The following is a 17,330-nucleotide window of genomic DNA, read 5'->3' as shown; positions in this document are numbered from 1 at the left end:
TCCCGATGGCGGTGGGTCAGTCAATAGATGCAGTGACTGACACTCAGCAATCGGGGGCAAGCCCCCTCCCACATTTGATCGCATTTCAACTCCGCTACGCCAACCACGGCGACTTGCGAATCACCTCGACAAAATTCATCGGCTTGAACCCCGGCTCCTGATCCACCAGCACATCCGTCTTCACGTTGCCAAACGTGGTCTGCGGGCGATGGCGCAAGCCGTCGGCAAACGCGCAGATGATGCACTCCTTGAAGCCTTCACCGCGTGGATGCGCATGCACCACGGCGTCGCGCTGCACGCTGCTGAACGCGGCGTAGTCCATGCCCAGCACGTCCATTTCGACGCCGGCTGTCACCAGGGCCACGGTCGGGCGCAGGTGCTGCGGTACGCCCGGCGTGGTGTGCAGGGCGATGGACAGCCACACCTGTTCGATATCGTCGTCGCTCAGCCCGTAAGGCTTGAGAAAGGCCGCGGCGGCGTTGGCGCCGTCCACTTCGAAGCGTTCGTCGTCACTGCGATGGCCTTCCACCAGGCCCAGGTCATGGAACATGGCGCCGACGTAAAGCAGCTCCGGGTTGTAGGCCAACTGCTTGCGCTCACCGCTCAAGGCGCCGAACAGGAACACCCGGCGAGAGTGATGGTAGAGCAGGTCGGATTCGATGTCGCGGATGTATTCGGTGGTGGCCTTGGCCAGGGCGCTGTCCGGGATCTTGATGCCGGCGATGGTGGTGGTCATGGTGGCTCTCCTCTGGAAAGCAGTCAGTTTGGTCGCTGGTCGGTGCAGCGACCATCGCGGTGAGGGCGCGATCCCGGCCAATGTGCCGACACATCGTGCCAAGCAGAAATCGACTAGGGTGTAGCGGGCGATATCACTCTGGAAGCCTGCGAAAATCCCAGTGTGGGAGGGGGCTTGCTCCCGATTGCTGAGTACCAGGCACTGCATCTGCTGACTGATACAGCGCCATCGGGAGCAAGCCCCCTCCCACAGGGTTTGCATTTTATTCCGCTAGAAAAAGGTGTCTGTGAGCATGCACAAGACCGTCGCGATCCTGATCTTCCCCGGCGTCCAGTCACTGGATGTGACCGGTCCCATGGATGTGTTCTGCGAGGCCAACCGCTTTCTGGTGCCCGAAGATCATTACCAGTTGGAAGTGATAGGTTTAGGCCAGGGCACGATGGCGGCCTCCAATGGCCTGTCACTCCAGGCCCATAAGCATTACAGCGAAGCCCTGCAGGCCTATGACCTGCTGCTGGTCGCGGGCGGCCCGCAGTTACCCTTCGAGGACTTCGGCGCTCCGTTCGATGATTGGCTGCGTGGCGCCACCGCCCGGGCGCGACGGTTTGGCTCGATCTGCAACGGGGCCTTCATGCTGGCGCGCGCCGGATTGCTGGACGGGAAAACTATCACCACCCATTGGAACGACGCCGCTGACCTGGCGCGCCTGTGTCCTTCGGCTCAGGTCGAAGCCGACCGCCTCTACGTGCAGGACGGCAACCTTTACACCTCGGCCGGGGTCACGGCGGGCATCGATTTGTCGCTGTACCTGCTGGCCCAGGACCACGGCCCGGAAGTGGCTTTGAGCGTGGCCAAGCGCCTGGTGGTGTTCACCCAGCGTTCGGGCGGGCAGTCGCAGTTCAGCCCGTTTCTTATACCCCACGCCGAAACCACATCGGCGGTAGCGCTGGTGCAGCTGTATGTATTGGCGAATTTGACCGGGGATCTGACCATCGCCGACCTGGCAAGGGCCGCCAATATGAGCGCGCGCAATTTTTCTCGGGTGTTTGCCCGTGAGGCGCAGGTTACGCCTGCGGAATTTGTTGAGCGGGCGCGGGTGGATGCGGCGCGGGTGATGCTTGAAAGTACTCACGCGCCATTGAAAACCGTGGCGTACCAATGCGGTTTTCGCGATGCCCAGCACATGCGCAGTGTGTTCAATCGCCGCCTGGGGGTGACGCCGCAGCAGTTTCGGCTCAACTTTGCGCCCCCAGCAACGGCGTAGACCAACTGTAGGCGTTGGCTTGCATAGGGCTACCGCGCCGGTAGCAGCTTCAAGGTGCCGCGCGTATTCGCCGTGACTTCCTCATCACTGAAATGCGCCTGCTCGTAACCGCCTTCGATATAGGTCTCTGCCTGGTCGCCATAGTGCTTGTCAAACGGCACACCGCTTTGCCCGACCGGGTTGATCGTCAGTGCATGGGCCACATCGGCGAAGTCGATCAGACGGCGGGTCGAAGGGCCGTAGGTCACCGGCCACGGCGCCGGGCCGATGACGGCCGACTGGTTGTTCGGCACTTCGTGGGTGCCGGGGGCCGGGAACGGGCCGACGTTGACGATCAGGTCCAAGGGTTTCTGTGAGCCCAGCGGATGACCGTGGGTCAGGGTATGGGCCTTGCCCCACTGCCATTGCGTCGGGTCATCGCCGAAGGTGGCCTTGAGGTGCGCGAGGCTGTTGTCCCAGGCCCGCTTGACGCTGTCGGCGCGCTTGCCGTCCCACCAGGGCGAGGCCGGGTCGGCAGCCAGGCGGGGCAGGGCGGCGTCGATTACGCGGGTCGTGAGCAAGGTCTTGAACATACCGTCCCCCAGTTTCGGGTGGAAAGCCGCGTCGGCGAGGTTGAACAGGAACTGGTTGAACAGCGTGGCGCTGGTGGAATCCAGCGGGTAGTCACCCTTCCAGTTGGCAAGCTGTTCCACCAGCTTCAACTGCGCCGGGTCCGTGACCACCTCGCGCAGTACCGGCAACAGCGGCGCGAGCAGGCGCGGGCCGAAGGCGGTGGTGGTGCCCAGTTGCAGGGCCTGGCTGTTGTTCACATCCCACTTCACGCTCTTGTCGCTCAACTGCGCGTTCAACTGCTGGCCACGGTCGGCGAGGTTGTAATAGCCGGGGATTTCCATGCCGGTGGGCGATACCGGCTGGGCATTGGCCGACACCACATAGCCACGCGCCGGGTTTTCTTCCTGGGGGTTGGCGCTGAAGGGGTAGAAGCCCAGCTTGTCGGCCTGGGCGGTGCTGCCGTCGAGGATAAAACCTGGGTTGGTGCCGGCCGGGCGAATCGGCAACTGCGCCGCCGCCCACCAGCCGATGTCGCCCTTGGCATTGGCCCACACGATATTCAGCCCCGGTGCCGACACCTTGGCCGCCGCCGCGCGCGCCTTGGCCAGGGTGTCGGCGCGGTTGAGCTGGTAGAAACCTTCGAGGATCGGGTTCTGGGTGTCGAGGAACGCCCACCACATGGCAATCGGCGTCTTGCCGCCGTTCTCGCCGAGCACGTCATTGACGATCGGGCCGTGGGGCGACTGGCGCAGGGTGAGGCTGACCGGTGCCTGGCCTTTTACGGCGATCTGTTGCTCGCTGCGGGTCATGTCGACCCACTGGCCGTGGTACCAGACCTGGTTGGCGTTGTCCGGGTTGACCTTTTCGGCGATCAGGTCGAGGTCGTCGTTCTGGAACATGGTCAGGCTCCAGCCGAAATCCAGGTTGTGCCCCAGGAACGCCACGGGCACCAGCGCGTTGTGGTAGCCATACAGCTCAAACCCCGGCGCCGACAGTTGCGCCTCGTACCACACCGATGGCACCGAGAAGCGGATATGCGGGTCACCCGCCAGCAGCGGTTTGCCGCTCTTGGTGCGGCTGCCACTGATGGCCCAGGCGTTGCTGCCCTCGAATTGCGGCAAGCCGTTGTCGGCCAACGCCTGCTCGCTCAGGGCGGCGAGGGCGTCGAGGGTTTTCCAGTCATTGTCGGCCAGGTTGAGGGCGCCTTTGGGTTGCCAGTCGAGGTCGAAGACTTTCAGGTAATCGCTGCCCAATTGGTCGCGCACGTAAGTCAGCAAGGGCTCGGTACGAAACGCAGCGGCAAAGCTGTAGGCCATGTACCCGGCGACGCTGATGGTGTCCTCGGCGGTAAACGGGCGCCTGGGGATGCCCAGCACGTCGAACTCCATCGGGCGGGCGTGGCTGTCCTGATATTGGTTGATCCCGTCCAGGTAGGCTTGCAGGGCCTTCCAGTGCGCCGACTCATGGTCCTGCTGCGCCACGTAGGTGGCGGCGCGGTCGCGAATGCGCAGGCTGCGGAACAGCTTGTCGGTCTCCAGCAGCTTCGGCCCGAGCACCTCGGCCAACTCGCCACGGGCCAGGCGCCGCATGACCTCCATCTGGAACAGGCGGTCCTGGGCATGCACGTAGCCCAGGGCGCGATACAGGTCGGTCTCGTTCTCGGCGCGAATATGCGGCACGCCACGGTCGTCGTAGCGCACGATGACCGAGCCTTGCAGGTTGGCCAGTTCAACCGTGCCCTGGCGGGTGGGTTGCTTGCTGTAGACGTACCAGCCCGCACCGAGGCCGATCAGCACCAGCAGAACCGCGAGAACCCGCAAGACGCGCTTCATGGACATTCCTTACCGAGAGTGGGTGGCGAGCTACAAATCTTTCGACCACGAACAATAGCAGCCCACCGCCAGGGTGTGCGTGGCATTCACCTCTCGCCCAGCTTCAAGGGCTTTCAGGATCGGCTCGATAAAACTGTTATTGGCGTTACACGTCAGCCCTTCGCTGTACGGCCCGAAATACGCGAGCTTGCCGGTTCGGTCCCAGATGCCCACGGCCGGGCTGGCCGGCACCTGGTCGGCGCCGGGCAGGGCAGTGAGGGTTTTCATCTGGCGCAGGTTATCGGGCAACTGACCGTGGCTGCCGGCTTTTTGCAGGGCATAGAACTCGACGCCCTGGGGCGCGTACTGCTCGATCAACTCGCCCAGGTGTTGCTGGTTGCCGACATTGCACGGGCAAGCCGGATCCCAGAAATGCACCAGGCGGATCGGCCCGGGGCCTGCGAGTTCGGCGGGCAGTTGCAGGGCATCGCCGGAAAACACTGCCGTGTGCTCACTGAAAGCGCGCAGGTAGCGGCCCTGGAACCAGTCATACGCCGCCCACAGCACACTGGCGCAGATGATAAGGATCAGGCTGGCGAACAGGGCGTTACGGTAAGGCTGTCGCATTCGGATCTATCCTCGCAGGTCGCGTAGCTTGCCATGCTTGTCCTGACAGATGAATATCGCAGCTCGATATTCATCTTCGCCGCAAGTCTGGAACCCTTTATGCCCGTGACCTTTGACCCTGATCACCTTCGCGAAAGCCTGCGGCCCCTGGTGGATGCGCAACCGCTTTCAGCCGAAGCGCGGGTCTACCAGCGTTTCTATGGACTGGACCTGAGCACACGCAAAGTGCCGACAGTGAGTCGGCTGGGGCGTTTCGAGGTGGATGGGTTTGAGGTGGTCGCTCAGGTGTGGTGGCCGCCCGTGCCGGTGGCGACGATGTTTATGTTCCACGGCTTCTACGACCATATGGGCCTTTATCGCCACGTAGTGAACTGGGCGCTGGACCAGGGCTTTGTGGTGATCGCCTGCGATTTGCCGGGCCATGGCTTGTCCAGCGGCGCGCGCGCCAGCATCGATGATTTTGCCGTGTACCAGGATGTGGTGCAGGCGCTGTTCGTCCAGGCCCAAGCGCTGCAATTGCCGCAGCCCTGGCATTTGTTCGGGCAAAGCACCGGCGGCGCGGTGGTGGTAGACCACCTGCTCAACCAGGGGGCCGAGAGCCCGGCCCAAGGCAAGACCTTCCTGCTCTCACCGCTGGTGCGGCCGCGTGCGTGGGGGTGGTCGCAGGTCAGCTATTACCTGCTGCGCCCGTTCGTCAAAGGCATCGCCCGGCGTTTCAGCGAGAACACCAATGACCCGCAGTTCAAGCCGTTCCTGGAGGCCGACCCCCTTCAGCCGCGCCAATTGCCAACCGCCTGGGTAGGGGCGCTGGCGCGCTGGATCAACCGCATCGAAGCCGCCCCGCGCAGCCCACGGCGGCCGGTGATTGTGCAGGGTGAGGACGACATGACGGTGGATTGGCAGCACAACTTGCAGGTGCTGCGGGGCAAGTTCGACCAGCCCGAAGTGTTGATGCTGCCGCGTGGCCGGCATCACCTGGCGAACGAGATTCCGGAGATTCGTGAAGAGTACTTCCGGTATTTGACGGCCCATCTGAAATAACACAGTCAAAATGTGGGAGGGGGCTTGCCCCCGATAGCGGTGTATCAGTCAGCTTATCTGTAGCTGACCCACTGCCATCGGGGGCAAGCCCCCTCCCACATTTTCTACTGCGTCAGGCTTGAAGTGCTCTGGCCGACCGCCAGCCCCGCACGAATCGCTGCCAGCGCCGCCTTGTAATACGCCTTACCCTCCGGCGACTCCGCAAACGTCGCGAACTCCTCCAGCTCGGGGTCGGACAAATCCCGATAGACGTACAGCAACGTGTTGTTCAAGTCCTTGTCGATCTGTTGCATCAGCCGCTCACGCTGGCCATTCAACATGCCCTGAGCCTGGCCACCACCCAGCAGACCGGGGATCATCTGGCTCAAGCTGTCGGCGGCTACACCGGCAATCGCCAGGCTCACTTCGGCCCCGGCTTCACGGGCCGGCAGGGCCTGGGCCAGGTGGCCGATGATCAGGCTGCGGGTGGCGTCGGCTTCGACCTTGGGCAGGCCCTGGGCATTTTTTGCCAGTTGGTCACGGCGCGTGGCCAGCAATTCGGCGGCGACGATCTTGCGGCCCAGCGGCGACTGGAAGAACGCCAAGGCGGGCTTGGGGTCCGCCAGGTTCTTGCGCAGTTGCGCCTCGGCACGTTGGTCCATGGCCTGGGCGCCAAAGCGTTTATTGCTGTTGTCCACCAGCGCCTGGTACACCGCCGGCGGCAGGCTATTGCGGTAGCGTTGCTGGGCAGCACTGAGGGCGTCATTGAAGTGCGCACGTTGTTCGGCCCAGCCGGCGACCTTGTACAACTGGTCATGGCCGTCTGCCCAGGCGGGCAAAACGCAGAACATCAGCAAGGAAAAAAACAAACGACGCATATGGACTCCTGTCAGTCGGCCACTATTGTCCGTGTCGGGCGTAGGATTTGTCGAGAAGTCCTATCAGTCACCTGACTAAAGTGTATTCAGACGCTCGGCGGCTCTGTCGGATTCACAGGCGTATGGATACTATGCGCGCCATGCAAATACCCCTCGATCACCCCCTGCTGCAACGCATCGTTGATGACCTGGCCGAAAAAGGCTGGTCGCAGCAGAACGGCTTCCTGCCCCAGGCTCTGACCCTGGAACTGGCGGCTGAGTGCCGTAAACGTGCGGCCGAGGGTGAATTAGCCCCTGCGGCGGTGGGGCGCGGACCGGCCCAGGAGATTCGCGAGGGCATTCGAGGCGACCATATCCAGTGGCTGGAGGAGGGCGACGCGGTGGTCTGCGACAGCTATATGGCGGTGATGGACAGCCTGCGCCTGGCGATGAACCGTGGTTTGTTCCTCGGCCTGGAGGATTTCGAAAGCCACTTCGCGATGTACCCGCCCGGCGCGTTTTACCTCAGGCACCTCGACCGTTTTCGCGACGACGACCGGCGCATGGTCTCGGCGGTGATCTACTTGAACGATGCCTGGCTGCCCGAGCACGGTGGCCAGTTGCGCATGTACCTCAAGGACGGCGTCGAATACGATGTGGTGCCCACCGGCGGAAGCCTGGTGGTGTTCCTGTCGGGCGAGGTGCCCCACGAAGTCATGCCAGCCACGCGCGAACGCCTGTCCCTCACCGGGTGGTTTCGCCGGCGCGGCAACGAGCCGTTTTAACCATGCAAAAGATTCTGATCAGCCGCTGCCTGCTCGGCCACAAGGTGCGCTATGACGGCGGGGCCAGCGGGCCGTTCGACCCGTTGGCGGCGTGGCAGGCTGAAGGTCGTGTGGTTGCGATCTGCCCGGAAGTGTCGGGCGGTTTGCCGACGCCCAGGCCCTCTGCCGAGATTCCGGGCGGGCAGGGCATCGATGTGTGGGAAGGCCGCGCCCAAGTGTTGACTGCCGAGGGCGAAGACTTCAGCGCCGCCTTCCTCGACGGCGCTCGCCAAGCTCTGGCGTTGGTGCAGCGCCATGACATCCGTATCGCCATCCTCAAGGCCAATAGCCCGTCCTGCGGCAACCTGCTGACCTATGACGGTACCTTCACCGGTGTAAAGGTCAGTGGCGAGGGTGTAACGGCGGCGCTGCTCAAGCGCCATGGCGTGCAGGTGTTCAGTGAGCTGGAGTTGCCTGAGGCGGCACAGGCGTTGGCGCGCCTGTAGGGGCGTCGCCCTCGAACCATTTCTGCGACAGCGCCTTTAATCGGCCATCGTCCTTCACCCGCTTCAGTGCCCCGTCCAAGCTCGTCTTGAAGGCCGGGTTGCCCTTCTGGAACGGGATCACCAACTCAGGCTTCTCGTGATAAGCCTCGCTGAAATCGAAACGATCCTTAAGCTCGGCAGTCATAGCGATATGGTTGATGGCCACATCGTATTTGCCGGTTGAGACCCCTGGCAGCATATCGGCGTCATCGGTGGTGATAAATGAGGGGCGCACGTCCATTTCTTTTGCCAGCAGTTCACCCAGCTCGACTTCAAAGCCGGTGAGTTTGTCGCCTTCCTTGAAGTTGTAGGGCGGGGTGTTGGCTTCAAGGGCGATGCGCAGTTCGCCGCGATCATTTACATCGTCGATCAGTTCGGCGTGAGCCAGGGGGCTCAGAAGGGGTAGCAAAAGTAACAGGCCAGGCGAAAAGCGCATGGTCACTCCTAGAGAATTCGAATGTGCGAGGCGCCGTTCAGCATCGCTTTGCTATGGTGGTGAGTGCCTTGGACAGCAATTTATCGCGAAGTTGTCGAAACCCTACAGATTTCACAGAAAAACTGGAGAAGCGAATGAAAGCCCTATTGTCCCGTGCAACGATTGCCAGCCTGTTGCTGGGTGCCTCGATGTTGGCGACCGCCGCCGACGGCATCCCGCGCAGCGCTCCACCCGAAGGCGCCAAAGTGTTTATCGTCTCGCCAAAAGACGGTGCCACCGTCGATAAAACCTTCACCGTCAAATTCGGCATGGAAGGCCTGAAGCTGGCCCCGGCCACTGACCAAACCGCAGGCACCGGCCACCACCACCTGCTGATCGACCAGAAAGCGCTGCCTGACGCCAGCGTGCCGATCCCGGCCACCGACACCGTGATTCACTACGGCAAGGCCCAGACCGAGACCGAGCTGACCCTCACCCCAGGCAAACACACCCTGCAACTGGTGGCCGGCGACAAGCTGCACATGCAGTTCGACCCGACGGTAGCCTCGAAAGTCATCACGGTTAACGTCAAGTAAGATGTGTTCAGACAAAAAAATGGGAGACCCACACGGGCCTCCCATTTTTTTGTGCCGCGTTTGCAGCGTTAGAACAACACGCGGCTACGGATAGTGCCGTTGATGTGCTGCAGCTTCTCTTGCGCCAGGTCCGAATACTCGGCATCGACGTCGATCACCACGTAGCCGACCTTCTCGTTGGTCTGCAGGAACTGACCGGAGATGTTGATGCCGTTTTCCGCGAAGACCTTGTTGATCTCCATCATCACGCCAGGAATGTTCTGGTGGATGTGCAGCAGACGGTGCTTGCCAGGGTGAGCCGGCAGGGCTACTTCCGGGAAGTTGACGGACGAGACCGACGTACCGTTGTCGCTGTACTTGACCAGCTTCTCCGACACTTCCAGGCCGATGTTGGCCTGGGCTTCAGCGGTGGAGCCGCCGATGTGCGGGGTCAGGATCACGTTGTCCAGGCCACGCAGCGGGCTTTCGAAGATGTCGTCGTTGGAGCGTGGCTCCACCGGGAACACGTCGATTGCGGCGCCGATCAGGTGCTTGTCCTTGATCGCGTCGGCCAGGGCGTCCAGCTCGACCACGGTGCCGCGTGCAGCATTGATCAGGATGCCGCCTTTCTTGATGGCGCGGATTTCCTTTTCGCCGATCATCCACTGGGTCTCAGCGGTTTCCGGAACGTGCAGGGTGACGATGTCGGACATGCCCAGCAGTTCGGTCAGGCTCGACACCTGGGTGGCGTTGCCCAATGGCAGCTTGGTCAGGGTGTCGTAGAAGAACACCTGCATGCCCAGGCCTTCGGCCAGTACCGACAGTTGCGTACCGATCGAGCCGTAACCAACGATACCCAGCTTCTTGCCCCGGATTTCGAAGGAGTTGGCCGCGCTCTTGATCCAGCCGCCACGGTGGCAGGAGGCGTTCTTCTCAGGGATACCGCGCAGCAGCAGGATGGCCTCGGCCAGCACCAGTTCCGCTACGGAACGGGTGTTGGAGTACGGCGCGTTGAACACTGCAATGCCGCGCTCGCGCGCTGCGTTGAGGTCGACCTGGTTGGTGCCGATGCAGAAACAGCCGACCGCCACGAGTTTCTTGGCGTGGTCGAAGATCTCTTCGGTCAGCTGAGTGCGGGAGCGAATGCCGATAAAGTGCGCGTCGGCGATCTTTTCCTTGAGCTGGGCTTCCGGCAGAGAACTGGTGATGTACTCAATGCTGGAGTACCCGGCGGCCTTCAGTACGTCGACGGCCGATGGGTGGACGCCTTCCAGAAGAAGGAACTTGATCTTGCTCTTATCGAGAGAAGTCTTGCTCATCTGCGTAAACCTGTATCCCGGAGAAAAATGGCAGGGAATCGAGCAGCGCAAGCTGACCCGGACGGCAGGAAAGCCGTCACCGCAGAAACGCCCTTGGGCTCTGTCCTGCGGGGGCGGTATGCTAGCATACGCGCCCCGCTAAACACCTATTCCTGCGACGTGAAGCGTTCTCAGGATGACCATGAATTGTTCGAGAGTTCTGTCGATGACCCATCCTGCCCTGATTGATGAGCTAAAGACCCTGGTTGAGCCCGGCAAAGTGCTGACCGACGCCGACTCCCTGGAGGCTTACGGCAAGGATTGGACCAAGCACTTCGCGCCCGCGCCGACCGCCATCGTGTTCCCCAAGACCACCGAACAGGTGCAGGCCATTGTCCGTTGGGCCAATGAGCATAAGGTGGCGCTGGTGCCATCCGGTGGTCGTACCGGCCTGTCGGCTGCTGCCGTGGCGGCCAATGGCGAAGTGGTCGTTTCGTTCGACTATATGAACCAGATCCTCGACGTGAACCTCACTGACCGCACCGCGGTGTGCCAGCCGGGCGTGGTCACCAAACAATTGCAGAACGTCGCCGAAGAAAAAGGCCTGTACTACCCGGTGGACTTCGCGTCGTCCGGTTCCAGCCAGATTGGCGGCAATATCGGCACCAATGCCGGCGGGATCAAGGTCATTCGCTACGGCATGACCCGCAACTGGGTGGCCGGCATGAAAGTCGTCACCGGCAAGGGTGACGTACTGGAGCTGAACCGCGACCTGATCAAGAACGCCACCGGCTATGACATGCGCCAACTGTTTATCGGCGCCGAAGGCACCCTGGGCTTTGTGGTCGAAGCCACCATGCGCCTGGACCGTGCGCCGAAAAACCTCACGGCGATGGTGCTAGGCACCACCGATTTCGACTCGATCATGCCGGTGCTGCACGCCTTCCAGAGCAAGTTGGACCTGACCGCCTTCGAGTTCTTCTCCGATAAGGCGCTGGCCAAAGTCCTCGGTCGCGGCGACGTGCCCGCGCCGTTCGAAACCGAGTGCCCGTTCTACGCGCTGCTGGAATTCGAAGCCACCACCGAAGAAGTCGCCAACCACGCCCTGGAAACCTTCGAGCACTGCGTCGAGCAGGGTTGGGTGCTGGACGGCGTGATGAGCCAGAGCGAAACCCAGCTGCACAACCTGTGGAAACTGCGCGAGTACATCTCCGAGACCATTTCCCACTGGACGCCGTACAAGAACGATATTTCGGTCACTGTCTCGAAAGTGCCGGCATTTTTGAAGGAAATTGACACGATCGTCGGCGAACACTACCCGGACTTCGAAATTGTCTGGTTCGGCCATATCGGCGATGGCAACCTGCACCTGAACATCCTCAAGCCGGAAAACCTGAGCAAGGATGAGTTCTTCGCCAAGTGCGCCACCGTGAACAAGTGGGTGTTCGAAACCGTTCAGAAGTACAACGGTTCGATCTCCGCCGAACACGGCGTGGGCATGACCAAGCGTGATTACCTGACCTACAGCCGCTCGCCGGTTGAGATCGAATACATGAAAGCAGTGAAGGCGGTGTTCGACCCGAACGGGATCATGAACCCTGGCAAGATCTTCGCTGTTTAACCGCCCCCGAAGGAGTCGTTTCATGAGCTACCAGCACAAGTATGTCGACGGCACCAACATCCACTTTCCCGTGGGTAAGGTGGTGTGCATTGGGCGTAACTACGCCGAACATGCCAAGGAACTGGACAACCCGGTGCCGACCGAGCCGTTGCTGTTCATCAAGCCGGGCAGTTGCGTCGTCCCGCTGGAAGGCGGTTTCAGCATTCCGACCGAGCGTGGTTCGGTGCACTACGAGGCGGAAATCGCGGTGCTGATCGGCAAACCGCTGTCGAACAAGCCCAGCCGTGAAGAAGTGCTGGATGCCATCTCCGGCTTCGCCCCGGCCCTGGATCTGACCCTGCGCGATAAGCAATCCGAACTGAAAGCCAAGGGCCTGCCATGGGAAATCGCCAAGTCCTTCGATGGCGCGGCGGTGCTTGCGCCGTTCGTGGTCGGCAGCACCTTCGCGGACGTGACCGACATTGGCATTCGCCTGACCATCAACGGCGAAGTGCGTCAGGACGGCAACAGCTCACAGATGCTCAACCCGATCATCCCGATGATCCAGCACATGGCCGGCTGCTTCTCGCTGCAGGCTGGTGATGTGATTCTCACCGGCACCCCGGCCGGTGTGGGCCCGTTGAATGTGGGTGATGAGCTGGTGTTGGAGCTGACAGGTGTGAACCGCTTCGAAAGCAGCGTTCGCTAAGCACCTGGTGTGGGAGGGGGCAAGCTCCCTCCCACATTGGGTCCGAGTCCATCTCGTGCATTGGCTTTTGCATTTTTTTCACACCTCATCCGGATAATCCTCAGCCTCCAGCGCGCGGGCCTGTTGATCCTGTGCTATCACCTACCGCTGATCTTCCGGAAAAAGCCCCCAATGGCCGTGCCCCTGCCTTCCGCCACACCCAAGCCGCGTTCTCGTTTTGCCCTGCGCTGGTATTCCTGGCTGTTTCTGGCGGGGGTGATCGTCTATGGCGTTGCTTGGGCCCTGCATTGGGATGACCGCGGCGTGCTGTGGGTACTGGAGCGCTTCGAGACGCCCACCGAGCGCAGTGAAAGCGTATGGCTGCCGGACTACCACGCGGTCATCGACGCCAAGGTGTTGCCGGGAATGGAGAAGGACGAAGCCTCGGACGTCGCCTACAACCCGCAGACCAAAACGCTGTTTTCCGTCATGGGCAAAAACCCGTTTCTCGTTGAGTTGAGCCTGCAGGGCGATGTTCTGCGCAAGATGCCGCTCAATGGCTGGGACAACCCGGAAGGCGTGACCGTGATGGAAAATGGCCTGATGGCGGTGGTCGACGAACGCCAGCACAGCCTGACCATCGTCAAGGTCGACGCCGCCACCCAGCAATTGAACAAGGCGGACTTTCCCAACTACGACCTCGGTCCGTCAAAAGACCAGAACAAAGCCTTCGAAGCCGTGGCCTGGGACAGGCGCAACCAGCAGTTGATCCTCGGCGAAGAGCGCCCGCCGGCGTTATTCACCTGGAAAAGCGATGGTAGCCAGGCCCTCGAGGGCGGCAAGCAGAAACTGGCCAGTAAAGAGTTGGACATGCGCAACCTCTCGGCCCTGGCCGTCGACCCGCGCACCGGCCATCTGCTGGTGCTGTCGGCCGATTCGCACTTGTTGCTGGAGTTGGACGAGAAGGGTGAACAAGTCAGCTTCATGACCCTGCTCGGTGGCTTCAATGGCCTCAAGAACACCATCCCCCGTGCTGAAGGGGTAACGATGGATGAGGACGGCACGCTCTACGTGGTCAGTGAGCCAAACCTGTTCTATCGTTTCGAAAAGCAGAAATAACAGACGAATCACGTCGGATATTTCTCTATTAGCGGCATTCGCCAGACGCCAGGGTGCGTTTAAGTTTAAATTCAGACAGGCGTGATATTCATTCGCCACTTTTGACTTTGAGCACCCCCCGATGCGTCGATTTGCCCGCCCCAAACCCATTCTCTTTATGCTTGTGCTGATCGCCCTGGTCAGCGCCGGGGCTGTAGCGCAGCACTTTCGCCTGTTCGAGCGCGCCTGGTTCAACTGGCAGGCCTGGCGTCAGCCGGCGGACGAGCGCTCCATCGGCCTGGCGGATTACCGAGTGACCCTTGAGGCCCAGGTTATCGAAGGGCTGGACGACGATGTCTCGGCCCTCACCTACGATCCGGTGCGCAAGAGCCTGTTTACCGTTACCAATAAAAACGCCGAGCTGATCGAGCTGTCCCTTGAGGGCAAGATCCTGCGACGTATCCCGTTGGTGGGGTTTGGTGATGCTGAGGCGGTGGAATTTATCAGCGACAACATTTACGTCATCACCGACGAACGCCAGCAGCGGCTGATCAAGGTGCATGTGGACGACGATACCCAATTCCTCGACGCCGCCGATGCGGAACAGATGACCCTGGGCCTGCATGTGGGGGGCAACAAGGGGTTTGAGGGGTTGGCCTATGACTCGGTAGGCAAGCGCCTGTTCGTGGCCAAGGAGCGCGACCCGATGCTGATCTACGAGGTCCACGGCTTTCCCCATTTCAAACCGGAAAAAACCTACTCGGTGCACGTGATCAACAACCCCAAGCGCGATGCCGGGTTGTTTGTGCGCGACCTGTCGAGCCTGCAATACGACGAGCGCAGCGGCCATCTGCTGGCGCTGTCGGATGAGTCGTTTCTGGTGTTGGAGCTGGATATCGACGGTCGCCCATTGAGCAGCTTATCTCTGCTCAATGGGCGCCATGGCCTGAAAAAACGGGTGCCCCAGGCCGAAGGAATCGCCATGGATGACGAGGGCACGTTGTATCTCGTCAGCGAGCCGAACCTGTTCTACGTGTTCAAGAAACCAGAATCCTGAAAATACCGCCGCCCAATGTGGGAGGGGGCAAGTCGAATCGTCGCACCGCCCCTCCCACATTTGGTTTTGCATCAGGCCTTGAGGGTTTTGACGCCTTCAGCGGTGCCCAGCAGCAGCACATCCGCCGGACGTGCGGCGAACAGGCCGTTGGTGACCACGCCGACGATGGCGTTGATCTGGGTCTCAAGCTCCACCGGGTTGGTGATCTGCATATTGAACACGTCGAGGATGATGTTGCCGTTGTCGGTCAACACGCCTTCGCGGTACACCGGATCGCCACCGAGCTTCACCAGTTCGCGGGCTACGTGGCTGCGGGCCATCGGGATGACTTCCACCGGCAGCGGGAACGCGCCGAGCACCGGTACCAGCTTGCTGGCGTCGGCGATGCAGATAAAGGTCTTGGCCACCGCCGCGACGATCTTCTCGCGGGTCAGGGCTGCACCGCCGCCCTTGATCAGGTTCAGGTGTTCGTCGCTTTCATCGGCGCCGTCGACGTAGAACTCCAAGTCGCTCACGGTGTTGAGCTCGTACACCGGAATGCCATGGCCCTTGAGGCGCGCGGCGGTGGCTTCGGAGCTGGCCACGGCGCCGTCGAACGCGCCTTTGTGCCGGGCCAGCGCATCGATAAAGCAGTTGGCGGTGGAGCCGGTGCCGACACCGACGATGCTCTTGTCGTCGAGTTTAGGAAGGATTAAATCGACGGCGGCCTGGGCCACCGCCTGTTTGAGTTGATCCTGGGTCATGCGGGCTCCGGAACGGGCGGGGAGTAAAGAGGGGCGCGAGTATAACCCAACAAAACCTCTGGATTCGTGTGGTCGCCCGGCCAAACGCTGGGTTAGACTCCTTGGCCCTGCCCAACCCGCCCAGTGATTTCCGCCGATGCTTGAACAGTACGTCAAAAAGATCCTCACCTCGCGCGTCTATGACGTTGCCGTAGAAACCCCGCTGCAGACCGCCCGCCAGCTCTCCGAGCGGCTGGGTAACAAGGTCTGGCTCAAGCGTGAAGACTTGCAGCCGGTGTTCTCGTTCAAGATTCGCGGCGCGTATAACAAGCTGACTCAGTTGACCACCGAAGAGCGTGCGCGCGGCGTCGTCACTGCCTCGGCGGGCAACCATGCCCAGGGCCTGGCCCTGGCGGCCAAGGTGCTGGGGGTCAAGGCCACGATCGTGATGCCCAAGACCACCCCGGAGATCAAGGTCGAAGGCGTGCGCTCCCGTGGCGGCAAAGTGGTGCTGCATGGCGACTCCTTCCCGGAGGCCCTGGCCTACTCGCTGAAACTGGTCGACGAAAAAGGCTACGTCTACATTCACCCCTACGATGATCCGCACACCATTGCCGGGCAGGGCACCGTGGCGATGGAAATCCTGCGCCAGCACCCTGGGCCGCTGGATGCGATTTTCGTACCGGTGGGCGGCGGCGGGCTGATCGCCGGCATTGCGGCGTACGTGAAATACCTGCGCCCGGAGATCAAGATCATCGGCGTCGAACCGGATGACTCCAACTGCCTGCAAGCCGCCATGGCCGCCGGCGAGCGTGTGGTGCTGCCCACCGTAGGTATCTTTGCCGATGGCGTGGCGGTGGCGCAGATCGGCCAGCACACCTTCGAGATCTGCAAGCACTATGTGGATGAAGTGATCACTGTGAGCACCGATGAAATCTGTGCGGCGATCAAGGACATTTACGACGACACCCGCTCCATCACCGAGCCGGCCGGCGCGCTCGGCGTGGCAGGCATCAAGAAATACGTGGAAACCCGTGGCATCACCGGGCAAACCCTGGTAGCCATCGACTCCGGCGCCAACGTCAACTTCGACCGCCTGCGCCATGTGGCCGAGCGCGCCGAGCTGGGTGAAGGTCGCGAAGCCATCATCGCCGTGACCATCCCCGAGAAGCCGGGCAGCTTCAAGGCGTTCTGCGAGGCCGTGGGCAAGCGCCAGATCACCGAATTCAACTACCGCTACCACTCCGGCAGCGAAGCGCACATCTTTGTCGGCGTGCAGACCCACCCGGAAAACGACCCGCGCAGTGCGCTGATCGCCAGCCTCACCAGCCAGGGTTTCCCGGTGCTGGACCTGACCGAGAACGAGCTGGCCAAGTTGCACATCCGCCATATGGTGGGCGGGCATGCGGCCCAGGTCAGTGATGAAGTGGTGTTTCGCTTCGAATTCCCGGAGCGTCCGGGGGCCCTGTTCAACTTTCTTAACAAATTGGGCGGGCGCTGGAACATCTCGATGTTCCACTATCGCAACCACGGTGCCGCTGACGGCCGTGTGGTCGCCGGCCTGCAAGTGCCGGCGAACGAGCGCCATCTGGTATCGGCAGCACTGGAAGCCATTGGCTACCCGTACTGGGATGAGAGTGACAACCCGGCCTACAAACTGTTTCTCGGTTGAGCGACTACGCTGATAGGGGCGGCCTTTAA

Annotated in this window: 17 protein-coding genes; 10 read left to right on the top strand and 7 right to left on the bottom strand. The window is 61.5% G+C overall.

Annotated elements, in window-relative coordinates; genetic code table 11:
- Positions 1–94 precede the first annotated feature (94 nt).
- Positions 95–736, bottom strand: a complete 642-nt coding sequence (locus tag FBY10_RS06720) for an HD domain-containing protein (RefSeq protein ID WP_131697558.1) — start codon at positions 734–736, stop codon at positions 95–97.
- Between the two features lie 292 nt (positions 737–1,028).
- Between FBY10_RS06720 and FBY10_RS06715 the strand changes: the two genes are divergently transcribed.
- A complete protein-coding gene (locus FBY10_RS06715; protein ID WP_145336936.1) occupies positions 1,029–2,000 on the top strand; it encodes a GlxA family transcriptional regulator in 972 nt (323 codons plus the stop codon).
- 29 nt (positions 2,001–2,029) lie between these two features.
- Here FBY10_RS06715 and FBY10_RS06710 read toward each other — a convergent pair whose 3' ends face one another.
- Together FBY10_RS06710 and FBY10_RS06705 are read right to left on the bottom strand one after the other, a co-directional pair.
- The gene (locus tag FBY10_RS06710) at positions 2,030–4,384 is read right to left on the bottom strand and encodes a penicillin acylase family protein (RefSeq protein ID WP_145336935.1); all 2,355 of its coding nucleotides are present in this window, start codon (positions 4,382–4,384) and stop codon (positions 2,030–2,032) included.
- Between the two features lie 30 nt (positions 4,385–4,414).
- Positions 4,415–4,990: a DUF6436 domain-containing protein gene (locus FBY10_RS06705; RefSeq protein ID WP_145336934.1), complete on the bottom strand. Its 576-nt coding sequence runs from the start codon at positions 4,988–4,990 to the stop codon at positions 4,415–4,417.
- Between the two features lie 99 nt (positions 4,991–5,089).
- On the opposite strand from FBY10_RS06705, the gene FBY10_RS06700 reads away from it, so the two are divergent.
- Complete coding sequence (locus tag FBY10_RS06700) at positions 5,090–6,031, top strand: alpha/beta hydrolase (RefSeq protein WP_145336933.1); 942 nt, start codon at positions 5,090–5,092, stop codon at positions 6,029–6,031.
- Positions 6,032–6,135: 104 nt separating this feature from the next.
- Here FBY10_RS06700 and FBY10_RS06695 read toward each other — a convergent pair whose 3' ends face one another.
- Complete coding sequence (locus FBY10_RS06695) at positions 6,136–6,888, bottom strand: DUF2059 domain-containing protein (RefSeq protein ID WP_145336932.1); 753 nt, start codon at positions 6,886–6,888, stop codon at positions 6,136–6,138.
- 131 nt (positions 6,889–7,019) lie between these two features.
- On the opposite strand from FBY10_RS06695, the gene FBY10_RS06690 reads away from it, so the two are divergent.
- Positions 7,020–7,652, top strand: a complete 633-nt coding sequence (locus FBY10_RS06690; RefSeq protein WP_145336952.1) for a 2OG-Fe(II) oxygenase — start codon at positions 7,020–7,022, stop codon at positions 7,650–7,652.
- A 2-nt stretch (positions 7,653–7,654) separates the two neighbouring features.
- On the top strand, positions 7,655–8,137 hold the full coding sequence (locus FBY10_RS06685) for a DUF523 domain-containing protein (RefSeq protein WP_145336931.1): 483 nt from the start codon (positions 7,655–7,657) through the stop codon (positions 8,135–8,137).
- Here the strand turns inward: FBY10_RS06685 and FBY10_RS06680 are convergent.
- A complete protein-coding gene (locus tag FBY10_RS06680) occupies positions 8,088–8,612 on the bottom strand; it encodes a transporter substrate-binding domain-containing protein (protein WP_145336930.1) in 525 nt (174 codons plus the stop codon). The two genes, FBY10_RS06685 and FBY10_RS06680, sit on opposite strands and share 50 nt — an antisense overlap.
- Before the next feature lie 134 nt (positions 8,613–8,746).
- On the opposite strand from FBY10_RS06680, the gene FBY10_RS06675 reads away from it, so the two are divergent.
- Complete coding sequence (locus FBY10_RS06675; RefSeq protein ID WP_131697550.1) at positions 8,747–9,187, top strand: DUF4399 domain-containing protein; 441 nt, start codon at positions 8,747–8,749, stop codon at positions 9,185–9,187.
- 68 nt (positions 9,188–9,255) lie between these two features.
- Here FBY10_RS06675 and serA read toward each other — a convergent pair whose 3' ends face one another.
- On the bottom strand, positions 9,256–10,485 hold the full coding sequence (gene serA / locus FBY10_RS06670; protein WP_010167810.1) for a phosphoglycerate dehydrogenase: 1,230 nt from the start codon (positions 10,483–10,485) through the stop codon (positions 9,256–9,258).
- Positions 10,486–10,690: 205 nt separating this feature from the next.
- On the opposite strand from serA, the gene FBY10_RS06660 reads away from it, so the two are divergent.
- The 4 genes from FBY10_RS06660 (at position 10,691) to FBY10_RS06645 (ending at position 14,907) form a co-directional block, all read left to right on the top strand.
- Positions 10,691–12,085 (top strand): FAD-binding oxidoreductase, encoded by a 1,395-nt coding sequence (locus FBY10_RS06660; RefSeq protein ID WP_145336929.1) that lies wholly within the window; start codon positions 10,691–10,693, stop codon positions 12,083–12,085.
- 22 nt (positions 12,086–12,107) lie between these two features.
- Positions 12,108–12,773 (top strand): fumarylacetoacetate hydrolase family protein, encoded by a 666-nt coding sequence (locus FBY10_RS06655; RefSeq protein WP_145336928.1) that lies wholly within the window; start codon positions 12,108–12,110, stop codon positions 12,771–12,773.
- A 171-nt stretch (positions 12,774–12,944) separates the two neighbouring features.
- Positions 12,945–13,871, top strand: coding sequence for an SdiA-regulated domain-containing protein (locus FBY10_RS06650; protein WP_145336927.1), 927 nt, complete (start codon positions 12,945–12,947; stop codon positions 13,869–13,871).
- Between the two features lie 121 nt (positions 13,872–13,992).
- Positions 13,993–14,907, top strand: coding sequence for an SdiA-regulated domain-containing protein (locus FBY10_RS06645; RefSeq protein WP_131697547.1), 915 nt, complete (start codon positions 13,993–13,995; stop codon positions 14,905–14,907).
- A gap of 71 nt (positions 14,908–14,978) precedes the next feature.
- Here FBY10_RS06645 and rpiA read toward each other — a convergent pair whose 3' ends face one another.
- The gene (gene rpiA, locus FBY10_RS06640) at positions 14,979–15,650 is read right to left on the bottom strand and encodes a ribose-5-phosphate isomerase RpiA (RefSeq protein WP_131697546.1); all 672 of its coding nucleotides are present in this window, start codon (positions 15,648–15,650) and stop codon (positions 14,979–14,981) included.
- A 136-nt stretch (positions 15,651–15,786) separates the two neighbouring features.
- On the opposite strand from rpiA, the gene ilvA reads away from it, so the two are divergent.
- The gene (ilvA, locus tag FBY10_RS06635; protein WP_145336926.1) at positions 15,787–17,301 is read left to right on the top strand and encodes a threonine ammonia-lyase, biosynthetic; all 1,515 of its coding nucleotides are present in this window, start codon (positions 15,787–15,789) and stop codon (positions 17,299–17,301) included.
- Positions 17,302–17,330 lie beyond the last annotated feature (29 nt).

The sequence above is a fragment of the Pseudomonas sp. SJZ103 genome, assembly GCF_007828335.1.
Lineage (GTDB): Bacteria > Pseudomonadota > Gammaproteobacteria > Pseudomonadales > Pseudomonadaceae > Aquipseudomonas.
This window is presented reverse-complemented; position numbering and strand designations above follow the sequence as displayed.

What these genes read in the sequence shown, in the direction of transcription:
- FBY10_RS06720 (WP_131697558.1), bottom strand. Translation starts at nt 736, where the DNA reads ATGACCACCACCATCGCCGGCATCAAGATCCCGGACAGCGCCCTGGCC.
- FBY10_RS06715 (WP_145336936.1), top strand. Translation starts at nt 1,029, where the DNA reads ATGCACAAGACCGTCGCGATCCTGATCTTCCCCGGCGTCCAGTCACTG.
- FBY10_RS06710 (WP_145336935.1), bottom strand. Translation starts at nt 4,384, where the DNA reads ATGAAGCGCGTCTTGCGGGTTCTCGCGGTTCTGCTGGTGCTGATCGGC.
- FBY10_RS06705 (WP_145336934.1), bottom strand. Translation starts at nt 4,990, where the DNA reads ATGCGACAGCCTTACCGTAACGCCCTGTTCGCCAGCCTGATCCTTATC.
- FBY10_RS06700 (WP_145336933.1), top strand. Translation starts at nt 5,090, where the DNA reads ATGCCCGTGACCTTTGACCCTGATCACCTTCGCGAAAGCCTGCGGCCC.
- FBY10_RS06695 (WP_145336932.1), bottom strand. Translation starts at nt 6,888, where the DNA reads ATGCGTCGTTTGTTTTTTTCCTTGCTGATGTTCTGCGTTTTGCCCGCC.
- FBY10_RS06690 (WP_145336952.1), top strand. Translation starts at nt 7,020, where the DNA reads ATGCGCGCCATGCAAATACCCCTCGATCACCCCCTGCTGCAACGCATC.
- FBY10_RS06685 (WP_145336931.1), top strand. Translation starts at nt 7,655, where the DNA reads ATGCAAAAGATTCTGATCAGCCGCTGCCTGCTCGGCCACAAGGTGCGC.
- FBY10_RS06680 (WP_145336930.1), bottom strand. Translation starts at nt 8,612, where the DNA reads ATGCGCTTTTCGCCTGGCCTGTTACTTTTGCTACCCCTTCTGAGCCCC.
- FBY10_RS06675 (WP_131697550.1), top strand. Translation starts at nt 8,747, where the DNA reads ATGAAAGCCCTATTGTCCCGTGCAACGATTGCCAGCCTGTTGCTGGGT.
- serA (WP_010167810.1), bottom strand. Translation starts at nt 10,485, where the DNA reads ATGAGCAAGACTTCTCTCGATAAGAGCAAGATCAAGTTCCTTCTTCTG.
- FBY10_RS06660 (WP_145336929.1), top strand. Translation starts at nt 10,691, where the DNA reads ATGACCCATCCTGCCCTGATTGATGAGCTAAAGACCCTGGTTGAGCCC.
- FBY10_RS06655 (WP_145336928.1), top strand. Translation starts at nt 12,108, where the DNA reads ATGAGCTACCAGCACAAGTATGTCGACGGCACCAACATCCACTTTCCC.
- FBY10_RS06650 (WP_145336927.1), top strand. Translation starts at nt 12,945, where the DNA reads ATGGCCGTGCCCCTGCCTTCCGCCACACCCAAGCCGCGTTCTCGTTTT.
- FBY10_RS06645 (WP_131697547.1), top strand. Translation starts at nt 13,993, where the DNA reads ATGCGTCGATTTGCCCGCCCCAAACCCATTCTCTTTATGCTTGTGCTG.
- rpiA (WP_131697546.1), bottom strand. Translation starts at nt 15,650, where the DNA reads ATGACCCAGGATCAACTCAAACAGGCGGTGGCCCAGGCCGCCGTCGAT.
- ilvA (WP_145336926.1), top strand. Translation starts at nt 15,787, where the DNA reads ATGCTTGAACAGTACGTCAAAAAGATCCTCACCTCGCGCGTCTATGAC.